Source organism: Aggregatibacter sp. oral taxon 513 (assembly GCF_018128305.1).
GTDB lineage: Bacteria > Pseudomonadota > Gammaproteobacteria > Enterobacterales > Pasteurellaceae > Aggregatibacter > Aggregatibacter segnis_A.
In genome coordinates this window covers 492,977-513,658 of record NZ_CP072381.1, presented here as the reverse complement: position 1 = coordinate 513,658, position 20,682 = coordinate 492,977, and the positions used below count along the sequence as shown (strand labels likewise).

General features: G+C 44.4%; 17 protein-coding genes. 13 read left to right on the top strand and 4 right to left on the bottom strand.

Annotated features, from left to right (window positions below):
* Positions 1-16: 16 nt before the first annotated feature.
* Together recR and J5A60_RS02620 are read right to left on the bottom strand one after the other, a co-directional pair.
* Complete coding sequence (recR, locus tag J5A60_RS02625; RefSeq protein ID WP_021615662.1) at positions 17-619, bottom strand: recombination mediator RecR; 603 nt, start codon at positions 617-619, stop codon at positions 17-19.
* A gap of 76 nt (positions 620-695) precedes the next feature.
* Positions 696-1,025: a YbaB/EbfC family nucleoid-associated protein gene (locus tag J5A60_RS02620; RefSeq protein ID WP_006717376.1), complete on the bottom strand. Its 330-nt coding sequence runs from the start codon at positions 1,023-1,025 to the stop codon at positions 696-698.
* A 24-nt stretch (positions 1,026-1,049) separates the two neighbouring features.
* Here J5A60_RS02620 and J5A60_RS02615 point away from each other — a divergent pair, with 24 nt between their 5' ends.
* The 6 genes from J5A60_RS02615 to fecE all read left to right on the top strand — a co-directional run bounded on the left by J5A60_RS02615 (position 1,050) and on the right by fecE (position 6,019).
* Complete coding sequence (locus J5A60_RS02615) at positions 1,050-1,223, top strand: hypothetical protein (RefSeq protein ID WP_212510485.1); 174 nt, start codon at positions 1,050-1,052, stop codon at positions 1,221-1,223.
* 10 nt (positions 1,224-1,233) lie between these two features.
* Positions 1,234-2,304 (top strand): metallophosphoesterase, encoded by a 1,071-nt coding sequence (locus J5A60_RS02610; RefSeq protein WP_212510484.1) that lies wholly within the window; start codon positions 1,234-1,236, stop codon positions 2,302-2,304.
* An 82-nt stretch (positions 2,305-2,386) separates the two neighbouring features.
* Entirely contained in the window at positions 2,387-3,280 is an 894-nt protein-coding gene (locus J5A60_RS02605; RefSeq protein WP_212510483.1) for a Fe(3+) dicitrate ABC transporter substrate-binding protein FecB, read from the top strand.
* A complete protein-coding gene (fecC, locus tag J5A60_RS02600) occupies positions 3,280-4,269 on the top strand; it encodes an iron-dicitrate ABC transporter permease FecC (protein ID WP_209363073.1) in 990 nt (329 codons plus the stop codon). Before J5A60_RS02605 ends, fecC begins: the two co-directional genes overlap by 1 nt.
* Complete coding sequence (gene fecD, locus J5A60_RS02595; RefSeq protein ID WP_212510482.1) at positions 4,269-5,252, top strand: Fe(3+) dicitrate ABC transporter permease subunit FecD; 984 nt, start codon at positions 4,269-4,271, stop codon at positions 5,250-5,252. The genes fecC and fecD overlap by 1 nt, the downstream gene beginning before the upstream one ends.
* Positions 5,252-6,019, top strand: a complete 768-nt coding sequence (gene fecE / locus J5A60_RS02590; RefSeq protein WP_083014887.1) for a Fe(3+) dicitrate ABC transporter ATP-binding protein FecE — start codon at positions 5,252-5,254, stop codon at positions 6,017-6,019. The genes fecD and fecE overlap by 1 nt, the downstream gene beginning before the upstream one ends.
* 83 nt (positions 6,020-6,102) lie before the next feature.
* On the opposite strand, the gene epmA is transcribed toward fecE, so the two are convergent.
* Complete coding sequence (gene epmA / locus J5A60_RS02585) at positions 6,103-7,074, bottom strand: elongation factor P--(R)-beta-lysine ligase (RefSeq protein WP_212510481.1); 972 nt, start codon at positions 7,072-7,074, stop codon at positions 6,103-6,105.
* 322 nt (positions 7,075-7,396) lie between these two features.
* Here epmA and frdA point away from each other — a divergent pair, with 322 nt between their 5' ends.
* The 7 genes from frdA (at position 7,397) to J5A60_RS02550 (ending at position 18,418) form a co-directional block, all read left to right on the top strand.
* Positions 7,397-9,199: a fumarate reductase (quinol) flavoprotein subunit gene (gene frdA, locus J5A60_RS02580; protein WP_212510480.1), complete on the top strand. Its 1,803-nt coding sequence runs from the start codon at positions 7,397-7,399 to the stop codon at positions 9,197-9,199.
* A 4-nt stretch (positions 9,200-9,203) separates the two neighbouring features.
* Positions 9,204-9,974 (top strand): succinate dehydrogenase/fumarate reductase iron-sulfur subunit, encoded by a 771-nt coding sequence (locus J5A60_RS02575; RefSeq protein WP_212510479.1) that lies wholly within the window; start codon positions 9,204-9,206, stop codon positions 9,972-9,974.
* A gap of 11 nt (positions 9,975-9,985) precedes the next feature.
* Positions 9,986-10,378 (top strand): fumarate reductase subunit FrdC, encoded by a 393-nt coding sequence (frdC, locus tag J5A60_RS02570; RefSeq protein WP_212510478.1) that lies wholly within the window; start codon positions 9,986-9,988, stop codon positions 10,376-10,378.
* Between the two features lie 9 nt (positions 10,379-10,387).
* A complete protein-coding gene (frdD, locus tag J5A60_RS02565; RefSeq protein ID WP_048748846.1) occupies positions 10,388-10,732 on the top strand; it encodes a fumarate reductase subunit FrdD in 345 nt (114 codons plus the stop codon).
* Positions 10,733-10,946: 214 nt separating this feature from the next.
* Positions 10,947-14,399 carry a bifunctional proline dehydrogenase/L-glutamate gamma-semialdehyde dehydrogenase PutA gene (putA, locus tag J5A60_RS02560; RefSeq protein ID WP_212510477.1) on the top strand — a complete coding sequence of 1,151 codons (3,453 nt, stop codon included), beginning with the start codon at positions 10,947-10,949 and terminating at the stop codon, positions 14,397-14,399.
* A gap of 12 nt (positions 14,400-14,411) precedes the next feature.
* Complete coding sequence (gene putP, locus J5A60_RS02555; protein WP_006717353.1) at positions 14,412-15,902, top strand: sodium/proline symporter PutP; 1,491 nt, start codon at positions 14,412-14,414, stop codon at positions 15,900-15,902.
* Positions 15,903-16,168: 266 nt separating this feature from the next.
* Positions 16,169-18,418: a nitric-oxide reductase large subunit gene (locus tag J5A60_RS02550; RefSeq protein WP_212510476.1), complete on the top strand. Its 2,250-nt coding sequence runs from the start codon at positions 16,169-16,171 to the stop codon at positions 18,416-18,418.
* A gap of 99 nt (positions 18,419-18,517) precedes the next feature.
* Here J5A60_RS02550 and rlmKL read toward each other — a convergent pair whose 3' ends face one another.
* Positions 18,518-20,665, bottom strand: coding sequence for a bifunctional 23S rRNA (guanine(2069)-N(7))-methyltransferase RlmK/23S rRNA (guanine(2445)-N(2))-methyltransferase RlmL (gene rlmKL, locus J5A60_RS02545; protein ID WP_212510475.1), 2,148 nt, complete (start codon positions 20,663-20,665; stop codon positions 18,518-18,520).
* Positions 20,666-20,682 lie beyond the last annotated feature (17 nt).

The following is a 20,682-nucleotide window of genomic DNA, read 5'->3' as shown; positions in this document are numbered from 1 at the left end:
TGCAGAAGAGAAAAGATTAGCCGATTTCGCGGCGGCCTAAGAAAGAATGGGTCAGTGTGGTGCCATCCACCATTTCCAACTCGCCGCCTACCGGAATGCCGTGGGCAATACGGCTGACTTTGACGTTTTGTTGCAAACACAATTCTGCAATGTAATTCGCCGTGGCATCGCCTTCAACAGTGGGATTGGTCGCCAAAATCACTTCCTTGAAGGATTCTGTTTGTAAGCGTTTTTGCAATAAATCCAAGCCGATCTCCCGTGGGCCAATGCCGTCCAATGGCGACAAATGCCCCATAAGCACAAAATAACGCCCGGAAAATTGCCCGGTTTGCTCAATGGCAAGAATATCTGCCGGCATTTCCACCACACAAAGCAACCCCGAATTTTGACGGCGAGGATTGTTGCAAATATGGCAAACCTCTTCTTCCGTGAACGTACGGCAATGTTCGCAATGGCCTATTTTCGACATTGCTTCAGTCAGCCCTTGTGCCAAACGCATACCACCACTACGGTTACGTTGCAATAAATGATACGCCATACGTTGTGCAGATTTAGGGCCAACGCCCGGTAATACACGTAAGCTTTCGATCAAATTTTCTAACAAGGGACTGGTTTGCATAAGGTTCTCGGTGAATTGACTGAAAAAATAAACCGCACTTTAGTCATAAAGTGCGGTAAGTTTTACGGATGTTTTTTTAGAATGGCATTTTGAAGCCCGGCGGCAATGGCATGCCGGCGGTAACAGACGCCATTTTTTCTTTTTGTAATTCTTCAGCACGGCGTACTGCATCATTAAATGCCGCGGCGATTAAGTCTTCCAGCATTTCTTTGTCGTCTTCCATTAAAGAAGGATCAATGTCAATACGACGGCAGTTATGCGCACCGTTAATCGTGATTTTCACCAGCCCTGCGCCTGACTCGCCGGTCACTTCTAATTGTGCAATTTCTTCTTGCATTTTTTGCATACGATCTTGCATTTGCTGGGCTTGTTTCATCAAGTTGCCCAAACCGCCTTTTCCGAACATAAATTTTCTTCCGTTATTAAAAAGTTGAGTAAAAAAAGTGTGGGCATTTTAGCGAAAAAATTGCCGATTGGGAACGATCAATTTACCGTGCCGTTGCGCGGCGCCTTTATCCATATTATTATCCGAGCCCTCTCCTCTTCTGATAAAAAAGCACTGCTTTTTGAAGATGAACGCACAATAAAACAACCGCACTTTTAACAGAAAAATTATGGAAACCCGACACTACATCACCATGACCGTTGCCGTGCTAGCCTTACAATTCATGTTATTCGGTTTTAGTCGTACGCTCGGCTGGCTTTTTAATCTCAACCAAAAAACACGCACCAAGCTGAGCATCATCCTCTTTTTGCTCTTCAATATTTTGGTTTCTACCGCGCCATTGCGTCTTTATGCCGAAAGTTTTCGAGTAAGCGCCTTGCTTCTTACTCTATTGTTATTTTCAACATTTAGCAGCCTGATTGTGGCTTTTCTTTATCTGCTTCGCAAACAATGGCGTAATCAAATAAAATGGCTTTATCCTGTGATTTTTCTCAGTTTCATCGCTACCGCCTGTTACAACGCTTATGTGCCTACCATTCACCATTTTCAGGTGAAATTAGATAAACCAATGCAACCTTTACGCATTGGCATGGCAAGCGATTTGCATTTAGGGCGTTTGTTTGGCTCAACACAGTTAGATACGTTAGCTGACATCATGCGGCAGGAAAAAGTGGATATTATTTTGCTCCCCGGCGACATTATGGATGATAACGTCAACGCCTATTTAGCAGAAAAAATGCAACCGCACTTTGCCAAACTGCAAGCCCCACTTGGCGTGTATGCCACACTGGGAAACCACGATTTCTTTGGCGATCAACAACGCATTGAAGCGGAAATGCGCAAAGCGGGGATCATTCCCGTGATGGATGAAAGTGTCGTGATTGATGGACGTTTTACCCTCATTGGGCGCAATGACGACCTCGTGAAAAACAGACCAACGACGGCGCAGTTACTGAAAGGCGTCAACACTGCATTACCAGTGATTCTAATGGATCATCGTCCAACAGAGATTGAACAACACGCCAATTTGCCGATTGATATTCAGCTTTCCGGTCATGCCCATAATGGACAAATTTTCCCGGCAAATTTTGTTGTAAAACTGATTTATCGCTTAAGTTACGGCTATGAAAAAATCAATCAAGGGCATTTTTTTGTCACATCAGGTTATGGCTTTTGGGGCGTGCCGATGCGATTAGGGTCGCAATCGGAAGTGATGATTATCGACCTGGTCGGACATTAAAAAAGAACTATTCTCAATACCGATCCCTGTGTATAATTTACCCCATTACACTTATGTTTTTATGATGACAGAGGACTCGAAAATGAAAAAATTAGTCAAAGCAACCCTTACTTCTCTTTTTCTTATGACTTCTGTGACGGCAAGTGCTGTGACCGTCAAAGATGCTAAAGGTGAATTCACTATAGATAAAACCCCAAGTCGTATTGTCGCGTTAGAATATTCTTTCGTTGATGCCCTTGCTCAAGTTGGTGTTAGCCCGGTCGGCGTTGCCGATGACAACGATAAAACCCGTATTTTGCAGGAAGTGCGCGATAAGATTCAACCTTGGGAATCTGTCGGTACCCGTTCGCAACCAAGTCTTGAAGCGATTGCCGCATTAAAACCCGATTTAATTATCGCGGATCCTTCTCGTCACACAGCAGTGTATGAAGAATTAAAAAAAATCGCCCCGACCATGATGTTTGACTCCCGCCATGAAAGCTATCAGGAGAATCTTGATACGGCACAAAAAATCGGCGATGTTGTCGGTAAAGGCAGTGAAATGAAATTGCAAATTGATAAACACAATAAAATTATCGAAAGCATTGCGCAAAATATCAATGTGAAAGGCAAAAAAGGGATTTTCGGCACCTCTCGCGAAGATAAATTCAATTTACAAAATGACAGTGGTTATGTTGCCAGCTTCCTTGGTGTTCTGGGGTTTAACTCGCCAAAATTACCCAACGCCACTCAAGCCTTTGCTGAAATCAATCTTGAGCAACTCGTGATGGAAAAACCGGACTATATGTTTATCGCCCACTATCGTCAAGAAAGTATCGCCCGCAAATGGGAGGCAGAACCTTTATGGCAAGCCATTCCTGCCGTAAAAGCCAAGCATGTATTTAGCGTCAATGCCGATATGTGGGCGCGCGGACGCGGCATTACGGCTAGTGAGATCATGGCAAAACAAGTTGAACAATTCGTTAATCAAAAATAATGTTTGGCACAGCTTTTCGTTGGGGTTTTCCCCTGCTAGGACTGGCTTTCCTGTTATGGGGAAGCCTGTTTTTATACTACCCTATTGAAATTTCACCATTAGATGCGCTAAACGCCTTTTTCCCTAATGGCGATGAATTAGCCAAGATCACCGTGGTCGATTTACGCTTTCCGCGGGCATTAGTGGCGATCGCATTAGGCGCCAATTTGGCGGTAGCCGGGGCATTATTACAGACCATCACCCGCAACCCACTGGCCTCACCAACGCTATTAAGCGTTAATTCCGGCGCAAGTTTGGCCATGGTAACGGCGAGTGCCATTAGCCCTGCCTTATTATCAGGCTACAGCATTGCCTTGGTGGCAAGTATCGGTGGTGGAATCAGTTGGTTGGTTGTAATGTTGATCAGCAACGCGTGGAAAGACAGTAGTGGCGATCGCAGTCGCGTGATTTTGGCGGGGATTGCCGTGTCGTTATTGTGTACTGCTCTCACCAAGTTAGTGTTAATTATGTCGGAAGATCATGCCTTTGGCGTAATGAGTTGGCTTGCCGGCGGCATTTCTCACGCCCGTTGGAACGAATGGCACGCTATTTGGCCGTTTCTGCTATCGAGCGCGCTCTTTTGCCTCTTCTTTGCCAGCCGTTTAAATTTACTCAATTTGAGCGACGAATCCGCTCAATCCTTGGGAATTAACCTGTTCCGTCTGCGTTGGTATGCCAATATCATAGCATTATTAATTGTGGGTTCAGCCGTTAGCGTAGCCGGCCCGGTCGCCTTTATCGGTTTGTTAATTCCACACTTAGCGCGTTATTGGATAGGCTATGATCTACGAAAATCATTACCCATGTCCATGTTATTAGGCGCTATTTTAATGTTGGCGGCGGATACCGTTGCCCGTGCTGTTGATTTCCCAAGTGAAGTGCCTGCCGGTGCCATTTTGGCCTTAATCGGTGCGCCAATCTTTGTATTATTTGCCAGAGGAAAACACTAATGCGCCGTTCTCATTCAGGATTCCGTGCAATCGGCTTTTACTTATCGGCACTCTGTACGGTCGCGCTATTATTTGTATTAAGCATTCGTTACGGCACTTACACGCTATCCATTGGTGAAATTAGCCAGGCTTTTCACCCTGACGATAAAAACTATTTCACTTTAATGGAATACCGTCTGCCACGCGCGCTACTCGCCATTATTATCGGCGGTGCATTGGCCATTTCTGGGGTATTGGTGCAAAGTGTCGTGCGTAATCCGTTGGCCTCTCCTGATATTTTAGGAATCAATAACGCCGCCGGTTTAGTCGCCGTCACCGTATTAATCTTCCTACCGAATTTAGCCTTTTACTGGCTACCGATTTTCGCCTTTATCGGCGGTGTCCTGTCTTTCATTTTGTTATGGGTGATATGTGGTTTTAACTTCCGCCCAATCAAAATGGCCATTATCGGCGTAGCGCTTTCTGCCCTATGGGCGGCAATCAGCCATTATTTAATGCTAACCAATCCGGTAGAAATCAACACGGCTATGCTTTGGCTCACCGGAAGTTTGTGGGGCAGAAGTTGGGCTTATGTCGATGTCGTTTTGCCTTGGTTGTTGGTGTTATTGCCGTTACCGTTTATTTTCTGTCGAGATTTGGACACTTTAGGTTTAGGTGAAAACAAAGCAGCCACCTTGGGAGTAAGCGTAAATAAAACGCAGATCTTGGTATTAGTGTTGGCTGTTGCGCTTTCCACCACAGCTGTCGCCATTTGTGGCCCCATCGCATTTCTCGGTTTAGTTGCACCGCACTTAGCACGCAAATTGGTCGGTGGACGTCACCGCACATTATTGCCGGCGGCCATGCTAATCGGCACGCTGTTGTTACAAATTTCCGATATTTTAGCGCGGGTTATCGATCCCCCGACAGAACTGCCCGCCGGTATTATCACCGCCATTATCGGCGCCCCTTACTTCTTCTATTTATTGATGAGAACGAAATAATGAGCATTGAAATCAATAAGTTACAATTAGGCTATCAAGATAAAACTATCGTACGGGATTTATCTCTCACCTTTCCGAGCAATCAAATTATTGCCTTAATTGGCCCGAACGGATGTGGCAAATCCACAACACTGAAAGCCGTGGCTCGTTTGCTCAAGCCTCGCCTAGGAACAATTACTCACAAAGGCAAAGATATTTGGCAAAGCACCCCAAAAGAATACGCCAAACAATTAGCGTTCTTGCCACAACAACATTTGGTGCCGGAAGGCATTAAAGTACGCGAATTAATTGCTTACGGCCGTTCGCCTTATTTGAATTTGTGGGGTAAATTAAGTGATAAAGATGAGCAATTAGTGGCTTGGGCTATGGAACAAACCCACACCACAGAATTAGCGGAACATTTGGTATCGGATTTATCCGGCGGGCAACAACAACGGGTTTTCCTAGCCATGACATTAGCGCAAGATGCAGAGCTTGTTCTGTTAGATGAGCCAACCACTTATTTGGATCTCAACCGACAGGCGGAACTCATGGGCATGATGCGTCAAATGCAACAAAACGGCAAAACCGTCATTACGGTACTCCATGATTTAAATCAGGCTTGTCGTTATTGTGATTATTTAATCGTTCTCAAAGACGGCAACCTTATGGCCCAAGGGACCCCTGACGAAGTGATGACAGAGCGGCTGTTAAAAGAGGTGTTTGATTTAGAGGTGGTGATTCACCGCGATCCGATTAGCCAAACACCAATGTTTATTTTGAAGTAAACAAAAAGTGCGGTCATAAAAAACATTTTATTTTTCGACCGCACTTTTAGCATTTAAAAAATATCGCCATTTATGACCGCACTTTACGCATTGTCTATCGCAAAGGAAATCACCTCTTTAATACTCTCCGCATCCATGGCAATCATGAGCAAGCGATCCACACCGAGAGCGACGCCCGAACAATCCGGGATTCCAGCTTGTAACGCTCCCAACAAACGTTTATCAATATCACGCACCGGCAGACCGGCTTTTTCCCGTTGACGATTATCCAACTCGAAGCGATGTAATTGTTCCCGCACATCCGCCAATTCATGGAAACCATTAGCAAGCTCTAGCCCTTTGTAATAAAACTCAAAACGCTCTGCAACGCGCAGATCCTCCGAGCTAATTTGTGCCAACGCTGCTTGGCTTGCCGGGAAATGATATACCACGACTGGGCTGTCATGCCCAATTTGTGGTTCCACCACCGCACTAAAAAGAAATTGCAACAACGTATCGCGATTCTCTTTTTCAGCATCAACCAACTGATATTTTTTCGCTTTTTCCACAAGTTCGGATAATTCCGCCGACAACGGATCCAATCCGACATATTGTTGAAAAGCGAACTGATAACTCATGCTTTCTGCCGGCGGACATTCCAATATTTGTTGTAATAAATCATCTACTTCATTGATTAAGCGGTACATATCAAAGTGTGGTCGATACCACTCCAACATCGTAAACTCCGGATTATGGCGATTACCCGCTTCTTCGTTACGAAACACTTTGCCAATTTGAAATATCGGACCACTGCCGGCGGCCAATAAACGCTTCATGTGATATTCCGGACTGGTGGAAAGCCACAATGTTTTAGATTGCTCTCCGAAAGGAGAAACAAATTCAGTGCTGAATGTGGCAAGATGAAGATCTGTCACGCCAAATTCGCTTAACACCGGCGTTTCCACTTCCAACAAACCGCGATCAGTAAAAAATCGACGAATTTCTGCAATTAATTTCGCTCGGTCAAGTAAGTTTTTGATGGATGCCGTTGGTTGCCATGCTTCTTGTTCAAACATAAATATGCCTTTTCTGAAGATAATTTGAAAAATTTGCGACTTATTCTAAAACAAGTGAATCAAAATTCATAAATGAATCCTTTTTCCACCGCACTTTTATGCACTTTTTAGTTAATTCAACGTTAATGACTTGTTAACAATAAGACAAAATGTAAACAACTGGTTCTGTTTGTTAACTTTTTTGAGGTAGATCACGAAATCGCGACAAAGTTTGAGAAAAAAGGTTCTAATCACAAAAAATAATGGCAAAATGACTTCACCCTAACAGTACCAAAAGTCTATTTGGTGTTTTTATTATCATCCCTTTACTTGGAGGAATATCGTGCAAACTGTTAACGTCGATATCGCTATTGTTGGCGCAGGTGGCGGTGGTTTACGTGCGGCGATTGCTGCAGCCCAAGCTAATCCAAATCTTAAAATTGCTTTAGTATCAAAAGTTTATCCAATGCGCAGTCATACTGTTGCGGCTGAAGGTGGTGCTGCGGCAGTGATTAAAGAAGAAGACTCCTACGATAAACACTTCCACGATACCGTTGCCGGTGGCGACTGGTTGTGTGAGCAAGATGTCGTGGAATATTTCGTGGAACACTCTCCGGTGGAAATGACTCAACTTGAACGCTGGGGTTGCCCTTGGAGTCGTAAAACTGATGGCGATGTAAACGTACGTCGTTTCGGTGGGATGAAAATCGAACGTACTTGGTTCGCTGCCGATAAAACCGGTTTCCACTTACTTCACACGTTATTCCAAACCTCCATTCAATACCCACAAATCATTCGTTTCGATGAACACTTTGTATTAGATATTTTAGTAGATGATGGTCATGCACGTGGTATGGTTGCCATGAACATGATGGAAGGTTCTTTAATACAAATTAACGCTAATGCCGTTGTTATCGCAACTGGTGGTGGTTGCCGCGCTTTCCGTTTTAACACGAATGGTGGCATTGTAACCGGAGACGGTTTATCAATGGCGTATCGTCATGGTGTGCCATTGCGTGATATGGAATTCGTGCAATATCACCCAACCGGTTTACCAAACACCGGTATCTTAATGACCGAAGGTTGCCGTGGTGAAGGTGGCATTTTAGTCAATAAAGATGGCTATCGCTATTTACAAGACTACGGTTTGGGACCGGAAACACCAATCGGCAAACCGGAAAACAAATACATGGAATTAGGCCCTCGTGATAAAGTATCACAAGCATTCTGGCAAGAATGGCGTAAAGGCAATACATTAAAAACAGCTAAAGGCGTTGATGTCGTGCACCTAGACTTACGTCACCTTGGTGAAAAATACTTACACGAACGTTTACCATTCATTTGTGAATTAGCGAAAGCCTATGAAGGTGTCGATCCGGCGAAAGCGCCAATTCCCGTACGCCCGGTAGTTCACTACACCATGGGAGGAATTGAAGTTGACTTCAACAGTGAAACTCGTATTAAAGGTTTATTTGCGGTAGGCGAATGCGCTTCTTCCGGTTTACATGGCGCGAACCGCTTAGGTTCCAACTCCTTGGCTGAATTAGTCGTATTAGGCCGAGTTGCGGGTGAATATGCTGCACAACGTGCACTTGAAGCCCCCCCGGCTAACCAAACTGCGCTTGATGCTCAGGCACAAGATGTTGTAAAACGTTTGACTGACCTCTATAGCCAGGAAGGTACTGAGTCTTGGTCTGAAATTCGCGACGAGATGGGGCAAGCTATGGAAGAAGGTTGCGGTATCTATCGTACCCAAGAAAGTATGCAACAAGCCGTTGATAAAATTGCAGAACTTAAAGAGCGCTACAAACACATTCGTATTACTGACCGCTCTAGCGTATTTAATACAAACTTATTATATACCGTTGAATTGGGTTACATTTTAGATGTAGCACAGTCTATTGCGAACTCTGCGATTGAACGTAAAGAGTCTCGTGGTGCGCACCAACGTTTAGATTACACCGAACGTGATGATGTGAACTACTTGAAACATACCTTGGCGTTCTATAATGAAAACGGTGCACCACGCATTGAATACAGCCCGGTGAAAATCACTAAATCACAACCGGCAAAACGTGTTTACGGTGCAGAAGCAGAAGCTGCAGAAGCCGCCGCAAAGGCAAAAGAACAAGCGGGTAAGGAGTAATTATATGGCCGAACAATCAATCATGAACGTTGAAATTCTACGTTACAATCCGGAAGTTGACAAAGAGCCACACTTGAAAACTTATCAAGTGCCTTATGACAGCCAAACCTCCTTACTTGATGCGTTAGGTTACATTAAAGACAAGCTTGAACCGGAACTTTCTTATCGTTGGTCATGCCGTATGGCAATCTGCGGTTCTTGCGGCATGATGGTAAACAACATTCCAAAATTGGCGTGCAAAACTTTCTTACGTGACTACAGTGGCCACATGCGTATTGAAGCCTTAGCCAACTTCCCGATTGAACGGGATTTAATTGTGGACTTAAGCCATTTCATCGAAAGCTTAGAAGCCATCAAACCTTATGTTATCGGCAACCAAGCACCTGAGTTAGATGGCAAGCCACATCCGTCTAAAGAATTAGCGAAAAGCCGTACCAAACAAACACCGGCGCAATTGGAAAAATACCGCCAGTTCTCTATGTGTATCAACTGTGGCCTATGCTATGCCGCCTGCCCACAATTCGGTTTAAACCCGGAATTCGTTGGCCCGGCCGTATTAACTTTAGGTCATCGTTATAACTTAGATAACCGCGATCACGGTAAAGCAGAACGAATGAAAATCATGAATGGCAAAAATGGGGTTTGGTCTTGTACCTTCGTAGGTGCCTGCTCTGAAGTATGTCCAAAACACGTAGGCCCTGCCACCGCCATTAACCAGGGCAAATTAGAAAGCGCCAAAGATTACCTCATTTCCATGCTTAAACCGAAGGCGTAAGGGGAAAGATTATGACTACAACAGTAAGTAAACGTAAAAAATACGTTCGTGAAATTACGCCGACTTGGTGGAAAAGTTGGGATTTCTACAAATTCTATATGCTACGTGAAGCCACAGCCGTGCCAACGGTTTGGTTCAGCTTAGTATTGCTTTACGGTGTGATTTGTTTAGGCAAGGCAGAGGGATTTGTCATGAATTTCATTCCGTTCCTACAAAATCCAATTGTCGTGATTCTTAACATTATCTCACTGGCCGCTTTATTGCTCCACGCTGTCACATTATTCGACATGACAGGCGAAGTGATGTCAGGCACCACCGGTTTGCCGGCAAAACTCATTAAAAATGCTTTACGTGGCGCATTTGTCGCCGTCACCGTATTGGCTTTAGTGTTAGTCTTTATCTAGGGGGAAGTTATGGTTAATCAAAATCCAAAACGTTCAAACGAACCACCTGTCTGGTTAATGTTCAGTGCAGGCGGCATGGTAAGTGCTTTGGCTTTCCCTGTGTTAATTCTTATTCTCGGCTTCCTATTGCCTTTCGGTATCATTAGTCCGGAGAATATCATTGCCTTTGCACACCATTGGCTAGGGAAATTAGTTATTCTCGTTCTCACAATTTTTCCAATGTGGGGAGGCTTACACCGCGTTCATCACGGTATGCATGATATTAAAGTTCATGTACCGGCCGGCGGATTTATTTTCTACGGTTTGGCAACACTTTATAGCATTATCGTGTTATTTGCCGTGTGCAATCTATAATCTCCCATCACGAATAAAAAACTCCCTCACTGTAGGGAGTTTTTTTATTTCCAGCTTCTCTTTCAGTATATAAAACATTCAATTCGTACATATTACGAACAACAAAACCTTATTTTTTATGTGACTTCAATCACAGTTCATCAAAAAAATCATTTACTAATAAACACTCCATCTATATTTTGTTAACAATTATATAACAAAAGGAGGTTTTATCATGCAATTCACACTATCAAAACAATATAGTCCTATTCGCCAAGCGATCACTGCAAACTATCGTTTAGATGAGAAAAGTGCGGTCGATTCTTTAGTGAAAACATTAGATTTTTCTCCAGAACAAGAACAACGCATCACAGACAATGCTATTAAGTTAATTAAAAAATTACGCCAACTTAAACAAAAACAATATGGCGCAGATGCCTTAATGCAAGAGTTTTCATTAAGCAGTGAAGAGGGAGTGGCGTTAATGTGTTTGGCAGAAGCCTTGTTACGTATTCCTGATGCACAAACTCGTGATGATTTGATTTATGAGAAATTACAGGAAGGGAACTGGAAATCTCACATTGGCAATTCCAATTCATTCTTCATCAATGCAGCCAGTTATGGCCTACTGTTTGGTAAAAAAATTAGCGAAAGCCTGGATGAAAACAGTTTATCGAATGCGCTCACCCGTAGTTTCTCCCGTTTGTCTGCGCCCATTATGCGTATGGCAATTATCAAATCTATGCAGATTTTGGGTAAACAATTCGTCACCGGCGTGACCATGCAAGAGGCGCTACAAAACATCAAACCACGCTACGAAAAAGGGTTTACCTTCTCTTTTGATATGTTGGGCGAAGCTGCCATGACAGAAGCCGATGCACAACGCTATTTTAATGACTATTTACACGCCATTGAAGAAGTGGGCAAAGACGCAGCCGGCAGAACCATTTATAACGGCAACAGTGTTTCCGTTAAACTTTCTGCGATTCATCCAAAATATAGCCGTTCCAAATACGATCGCACCATCAATGAACTTTACCCTCGCTTAAAAGAACTCTTCTTATTAGCGAAAAAATACAACATCAGTATCAATATTGATGCGGAAGAGGCCAATCGTTTAGAGCTTTCCCTCGATCTTGTGGAAAAATTATTAGATGAACCGGAATTACAAGGCTACAAAGGCATTGGTTTCGTAGTACAGGCTTACTCCAAACGTTGTCCATTTGTGTTGGATTATTTGATTAATTTAGCTCGAGAAAAACAAGGCTATTTGATGATTCGTCTTGTTAAAGGGGCTTATTGGGACAGCGAAATCAAATGGGCACAAGCAGATGGTTTGGACGGTTTCCCACTTTACACACGTAAAAATCACACCGATATTTCTTATATTGCTTGTGCAAAAAAATTATTTGCCGCGCAAGATGTCATTTATCCGCAATTTGCCACCCATAACGTGCAAACCATGTGCACGATTCACGAATTAGGACAAGGTAAAAACTTTGAATTCCAATGTTTACACGGCATGGGAGAATCCCTTTATGACAATATTGTGGGGAAAGACAATCTGAATCGACAAGTGCGTGTCTATGCACCGGTGGGTACACACGCTACCTTGTTAGCCTATTTAGTCCGCCGCCTCTTAGAAAACGGTGCAAACTCCTCTTTCGTTCACCAGCTGGTTGATGAAAACATTCCGGTCGAACAACTTGTGACACCACCATGGAAGCTTTATGCCAAATCTCATGGCGAGCCGAATAAGTCGGTTCTCAAACCGTTAGAATTATTTAAAAACCGTAAAAACTCTGCCGGTTTCGATCTGAGTAATGAATTGGAATTAGCAAAATTAGAACAAGCGCTGAATGCGGCAACCATCGAAAACGCTACCTCTTTAGTCGCATTTGACAATGCTGAAAATGCGCCTGCACATCAAGTCACCAATCCGGCCAATCTCAATGAAACTGTCGCAGAAGTCGCCTTTTTAGCCGTAAATCAAGCGGAAAAAGCGTTTACCGCTGCCGACAATACCCAATGGAAAGCTAAAAGTGCGGTGGAAAAAGCCAATGTTTTACGCAATGCTGCCGACTTATATGAAGAACATTTCGGCTTATTGATGAAACTCGCTGTGGTTGAAGCGGGTAAAACCTTGCCAAACGCCATTGCCGAATTGCGTGAAGCCGTGGATTTCTTACGTTATTACGCCGTTCAATTAGAACAACTGGCAACACAAAATCACCTTGCCGAGCCCCGTGGAAAAGTGCTTTGTATTTCTCCATGGAACTTCCCATTAGCCATCTTTACCGGCCAAATTGCCGCCTCTTTAGCGGCTGGCAATGCTGTGATTGCAAAACCGGCTGAACAAACCTCATTAATTGCGTATGCCGCAGTGAAACTCTTACACCAAGCCGGTATCCCGAAAGAAACCCTACAACTGGTGTTAGGTGCCGGAGATTTAGGAGCAGCGTTAGTCCAACAAGCTTTTGATGGCGTCGTATTTACCGGCTCAACCGAAGTGGCCAAACTCATTGAGCAACGTCTGACATTAGCAGATAACGATCCTGTGTTGATTGCGGAAACTGGCGGTCAAAACGTGCTTGTTGTTGATTCTTCAGCCTTACCGGAACAAGTCGTTGCTGATGTTCTCAGCTCCGCCTTTGACTCGGCAGGTCAACGTTGTTCCGCATTACGCATCTTATTATTACAAGAAGATGTGGCAGATCATTATTACAAAATGATCACGGAAGCCATTAAAGAATTAAGTTTAGGCGACCCACGTCTATTGGCTACCGACATCGGTCCTGTGATTGATGAAGAAGCTAAACAAAATCTAGAAAACCACAAGGCAGCCATGCGCAAAGTCGCCCGCGCTTATGCGGAAATCGACACGCCGACTCAAGGGCATTTTGTGGCACCAAGTGTGTATCTGTTGGATAACCTCGATCAAGTACAGCGTGAAGTCTTCGGTCCGATTCTACACATCGTACGTTATAAAAAAGATAACTTACTCAATGTCCTCAAAGCGGTAAATGAAAAAGGTTATGCGCTGACCGGTGGTTGCCATACCCGTATCCGCAAACATATGGATATTGTGGAACGCCACTTAAACTGCGGCAACTTCTATATCAACCGTAATATTGTAGGCGCGGTAGTTGGTGTTCAACCGTTCGGCGGACATGGATTATCCGGCACAGGGCCGAAAGCCGGCGGTGAGTTCTATTTGCAACGTTTAACCCGTACGCCTCGCTATTACAGCCAATTTGGCGATGAAAATACGCTAGGCACAACCAAACCGGTATTAGAAAGTATCACCGGTGAACACAACTCCTTAGCTTATCTGCCTTGTGAAGTAGCCATTCTCAACGGCGACTTAGCGGCAGCAGAAAAAGCGGCAGAAAAATTGCTTGCCAAAGGTTTTAGCATTTTGGTGGAACCACAGCATCCATTAGCCGCCAAAGCCAAACCGGGCATTCGTGTGGATACGAAGTTAGGTTATTGTCAAAAAGGCATTTATTTGACCGCACTTGATAAAGCTAAACGTCAATGGTTGGCTGAAAACAGTCAAGCTATTTTCAAATGTTACGACTGGCAAGATACCCAAGATTTACTGCCATTGTATGATGAGTTTTCTCGCAGTTATAACACCACTGCGGCAGGTGGAAACACCTCATTAATGTCCTCTCAAGAAGAATAAAAGGAGTGTTTTATGCAAATCTACATCACCTTTGGCCTCTATTTGGCAATTATTTTAGGCATTGGGTTATACGCCTATCGTTCCACCAAAAATTTTGATGATTACATTTTGGGTGGACGAAAAATGGGAAGTTTCGTGACCGCCATGTCAGCCGGTGCTTCCGACATGTCCGGTTGGCTATTAATGGGGTTACCCGGCGCGATTTTCTTATCAGGCCTTTCCGAAGCATGGATTGCTGTCGGCTTAACCGTTGGCGCCTATCTGAACTATCGCGTTGTGGCAGGACGCTTGCGGATTTTCACTGAGAAATATAGCAATGCGCTGACCTTACCTGAATTTTTTGCACAACGTTTTCCGCGTCAGAAAAAAGCGTTAAAGATTATTTCTTCAGGCATTATTCTCTTCTTCTTTACCATTTACTGCGCTTCCGGCGTGGTAGCGGGAGCGAAGTTATTCCAAAGCTTATTGGGCTTAGAATATTCCACCGCACTTTGGTTAGGGGCATTAGCGACCATTACGTATACCTTTATCGGTGGCTATTTAGCGGTTTCATGGAGCGACACCATCCAAGCCTCATTAATGATTTTCGCCTTGATTTTGGCACCGGTCATGGTATTGCTCAACATCAGCTGGGATGAAATCACGATGTCTTTGGAAGCCAAATCTGCTGTCACCGGCATTCCTTACAGCAACTGGCTGCACAATGTTTCCGGTATCGGCGTTGTCTCTGCGTTGGCTTGGGGCTTGGGTTATTTCGGACAGCCACACATTCTTGCCCGTTTCATGGCAGCAGACTCTGTCGCCTCTCTCGAAAAAGCCCGTCAAATCGGAATTTCTTGGATGTTCCTCTGTCTTGGCGGCGCCGTTGCAGTAGGGTATTTCGGATTGGCCTATTTCACCACCCAAAATATTCAACTATACAATGCAGAAGCGGTTTTCATTGAGTTAAGTAAAGCAATGTTTAACCCTTGGATTGTCGGTATCGTTTTATCCGCGATCTTAGCAGCGGTGATGAGTACCTTGTCCGCCCAATTATTAATGTGTTCCGCAGCAATTACAGAAGATTTCTATAAAGGTTTCTTCCGTAAAGGCGCTTCCAGCCTTGAATTGGTCTGGGTCGGTCGTTTAATGGTATTGTTAATCTCGGTGGTTGCCATCGCTATCGCACAAGATCCAAACTCTAAAGTAATGGGCTTGGTTTCCTATGCATGGGCGGGCTTTGGTGCCGCATTCGGTCCGGTTGTTATCCTCTCTTTATTCAACCGCAATATTAGCTCCAAAGCGGCATTATGGGGAATGTTATCCGGCGCTATCACCGTGGTGGTCTGGAGTCCACTAATGAAATACTTGGGCTGGGAAGATTTGTCTCACCTCTATGAAATCGTCCCAGGTTTCTTGGTATGTTCTTTCATCACCATTACCTCTTCCGTGTTCGCACCGGTACATCCGAAAGTGATGGAACAATTCGATGCTGCTTTAGCTGAATTTGAAGCAAGACGCTAAAAAAGTGCGGTCATTTTTAAATGTAAAATAGGGCGGAATTTCCGCCCTTATCTTTTTCTATTCTCTTTAGGTTATTCCTATCTAAATAGCATTGCTTAATTTATAGCCATCATTTTCCCCTTTATATTTACTCACTATTCGGTAATATACTGCCTCTTTAAATCCGATATAATTAGTCGGGTATTTTACTTTCAATCGTAAAATCTGAATGTGTTTGACACAAATAATTAAGTTATCTACCTCTAATTTTCTCAAGGAGTGATCAAATGGGACAATATAAGAAGTTCTGGTACCTATTAGTCGCCGTATTAATAGGGGCGTTCTCTATTCTCGGCTACTATGGCTTTGAAATCTATCGTGAAGCACCGCCAATTCCAAAACAATACGTGACGGAAAAAGGCGAACCTGTTATCACACATGACAATATTTTACACGGTCAAACCGCTTGGCAAACTACTGGTGGTATGCAGTTAGGTTCCGTCTGGGGCCATGGCGCATATCAAGCACCGGACTGGACCGCCGACTGGTTACACCGCGAATTAACCAACTGGTTAGACATTGTTGCAAATCAAGAATACGGCAAAAACTTCGTCGATTTAAATGATGACCAACAAACCATCTTAAAAAGCCGTTTAACCAAAGAATACCGCGGCAGTAAAGTTGACGAAAACGGCACAGTAGTGCTTTCCGCCAACCGTTTAGCGGCAATCGATAAAACAGCACAATACTATATTTCTTTATATGGTGATGATCCGGCGAGCAAAGCAACGCGTGAACACTTCGCCATGAAAGACAATACCTTGCCGAGCTTAGAAGCCCGTCAAGATTTAGCAAAATTCTTCTTCTGGACAGCATGGACTGCCTCCGCAGAGCGTCCGAATACCCATGCCACTTACACTAACAACTGGCCGCATGAGCCGTTAATCAATAACGTCCCGACACCGGAAAACGTCATGTGGTCTATCGCCAGTATCGTCTTCCTCATTGCCGGTATTGGTTTCGTGGTGTGGATTTGGTCATTTAAACATCGTGAAGATGAAAAAGATCCGATTTCCCCGGAAGTTGATCCGCTAACCAAATTGCAATTAACGCCATCACAAAAAGCCTTAGGTAAATATTTATTTACCGTACTTGCGCTTTTCTTCGTGCAAGTGAACTTAGGTGCCGTTGTGGCGCACTACACGGTTGAAGGTCAGGAATTTTATGGTTTGGATATTTCCCAATATCTTCCATATTCTTTAGTACGTACATGGCACATTCAAGCGGCATTATTCTGGATCGCCATGGCATTCTTGGCCGGTGGTTTATTCCTTGCACCGATTATCAACGGTGGTAAAGATCCGAAATACCAAAAACTTGGCGTAGATGTTCTCTTCTGGGCGTTAGTCGTCTTGGTTGTTGGCTCCTTCACCGGTAGCTATTTGGCCATCGCGCATATCATCCCTGAAGAATGGAGCTTCTTGTTCGGTCACCAAGGTTATGAATTCATCGACTTAGGTCGTTTCTGGCAAGCAGTTAAATTCGCCGGTATCTTGTTCTGGTTGGTATTAATGCTACGCGGCACCGTGAATGCGTTCAAACAACCGGGCGACAAAAACTTACTTGCCTTGTTCTTCGCCTCCGTTATCGCCATCGGCTTATTCTATGGTCCGGCATTATTCTACGGCGAACATACACACTTATCCGTGATGGAGTACTGGCGTTGGTGGGTAGTTCACCTTTGGGTAGAAGGCTTCTTTGAAGTATTCTCCGTGGCGGCACTATCCTTCATCTTCGTAAGTTTAGGTTTAGTTTCCCGTCGCACAGCGACTGTGGCGACCATCACCGAAGCGGCATTGTTCTTAATCGGCGGTATTCCGGGAACCTTCCACCACCTATACTTCGCCGGTGCGACAACCCCAATTATCGCTGTGGGTGCATCCTTCTCCGCGCTTGAAGTTGTGCCATTAGTTTTACTTGGTCATGAAGCCTGGGAACACTGGGAAATGAAACAAAAAGCGCCGTGGATGGATCGCTTAAAATGGCCTATTTACTGCTTCGTTGCCGTTGCCTTCTGGAATATGTTGGGTGCGGGTGTGTTTGGTTTCTTAATCAACCCACCGATTTCCCTCTACTACATCCAAGGACTAAATACCACCGCAGTACACGCCCACGCAGCATTGTTCGGGGTATATGGTTTCTTGGCATTAGGTTTCGTGTTCTTAATTGCACGTTACTTACGACCAAACACACCATTCAACGACAAATTGATGAAATGGGGCTTCTGGTTGCTTAACGGCGGGTTGGTCTTAATGATTGCCTCCAGCCTATTACCAATCGGTATCATTCAAGGTTACGCGAGTATCTCTGAAGGCTTATGGTATGCCCGCAGCGAAGAATTCATGCAACAACCGTTATTCGACACCTTACGCTGGGTGCGTTTAGTCGGTGACGTTGTATTCATCTTTGGTGCGCTTGCATTCTTCTGGCAAATTTTCACCATGGTTTTCTTCAAACCAAAACATATTGCCAATTAAGTAAATTGAGCAAAAAACAAAGCTGCTGATTTTAAATCAGCAGCTTTTCATATAAAGATATACAAAAACAGGGCGAAATTTCCGCCCTGTTTTGTTTTCTTATTTCAACGTCACCAGCCAACAATTATGAATTTGCTTATTGCGTTCAAAGTCCAACGGCAAGGTTTTGTGAGAAATTTCCACCGCACTTAAACCTAATTCTTCCAACTTAGCAAAATCCATTTTGAAACCGCGTTTGTTGTTAGAGAACACAATGGTGCTGTTCGGGCGCAGAATGCGTTTTAAATTCGTCATTAACTTAATATGATCCCGCTGTACGTCCCAACTGTCTTCCATACGTTTGGAGTTAGAGAATGTCGGCGGATCAACAAAAATCAAATCAAACTGCCGATCGCATTTTTCTAACCACTGCAGGCAATCTGCTTGAATCAGTTTATGTTGTTTGCCTTCAATGTCGTTCAACAACAAATTCTGTTCCGCCCAGTTGAGATAGGTATTTGACATATCCACGGTAGTGGTAGATTTTGCCTTACCCAACGCTGCATGTACCGTTGCCGAACCGGTGTAAGCAAACAAATTGAGGAAATCCTTACCTTGCGCCATTTCACCCAACATTTTACGGGTCAGGCGGTGATCCAAAAACAAGCCGGTATCCAAATAATCCGTTAAATTCACCCACAACTTCGCGCCGTATTCGTTCACATAAAAATACTCGCCTTTGTTTGCCAATTTTTCATATTGATTAGTGCCTTTTTGTTTTTGGCGCACTTTCAGAATCAACTTATTGGTTTCAATGCCGGTCACTTGCAAGGTAGCATTCACCGCATCCAACAACCGTTGGCGGGCTTTATTTTCATCAATATTTTTCGGCGCGGCATATTCCTGCACCACAATGTGATCGGCATAACGATCCACTGCCAAATTGTATTCCGGCAAATCCGCATCATATAAGCGATAAGCGTCTAGCCCTTGCTGCTTCGCCCATTTCTCAATTTTCTTGATATTTTTTTGCAGGCGATTAGCGAAATCCACCGCGACTTCAGACGTTACCGAAGAAGTGCGATCAAATTCTAGGGCATTTTCTACCGCACTTTGCTCTGTGCGCTCGGCAATTTGATAATTTTTCTGGACACAATCTAACGGGCCGTTTTTCGCTTTAAACTGACGGTGAGAACGTAAACGCAAGCAATCTAATAGACTTGGTTCACCGCTAAAAATGGACGCATTCCAGCCGGCAAATTGTTGTTTCAAGCGTTGCCCAAACACAGAATATAAGGCAATCAGCGCCGGTGTTGTGCCTAAACGTTCGCCGTACGGCGGGTTACAAATCACCGTGCCTGCTACGTTCGGACTTGGATTTTTTATCGCCGCCACATCGCCCTGTTGCCATTGCATCAGATGCGCCACGCCCGCATTTTTGGCGTTTTGTTTGGCTTTTTGCAATACACGATGATCCAAATCGAAACCATAAAAGTGCGGTGGGTTTTCACGTTGTTTTTCGGCTTCCGCCAAGGCTAAAGCCTCTTCTTTCACCTTTTCCCACGCTGCCTGATTATGCCCTTGCCAAAAATCAAAGCCCCAATGCAGACGATATAATTGCGGTGCAATTTGCGCTTCCATCTGTGCGGCTTCAATCAATAGTGTACCCGAACCACACATCGGATCCACCAACGGCGTACCTTTTTGCCAACCGGAACGCAACACAATCGCGGCAGCCAAGGTTTCACGCAACGGCGCTTTGCCCGTGTCTTCACGATAGCCTCGCATGTGCAACGCATCGCCGCTCAAATCAAGCGACAGCACCACATCATCACGATTCAAATACGCATGAATACGAATATCCGGTTGCTCTTTATCCACGTTAGGACGGGCGCGACCATGACGCTCAAAATAATCCACAATACCGTCTTTCACACGCATCGCGCCAAATTGGGTATGGCGAATTTCTTGGTTCGTACCATTAAAATCCACGAAAAAATGGACTTTTTCATCAAAATAATCCAACCAATTCACACCCACCACAGCAGAATATAAATCCAAATCGCTAAAGACTTTCGCTTGCACGATAGGCAATAAAATGCGTGAACTCAAACGGCTCCAAAGCAAAGTGCGATATAGGGTTTCGTCATCCGCCCAATAATGCACGCCGCCTTGCGCGACTTTAGCATCCTGTGCGCCTAATTCGGTCAATTCGGATTTCAAAAGCTCTTCAAACCCACGGGCTGTCGTGGCAAAAAGTTGTTTCATAAGGTCTCAATGGTTGG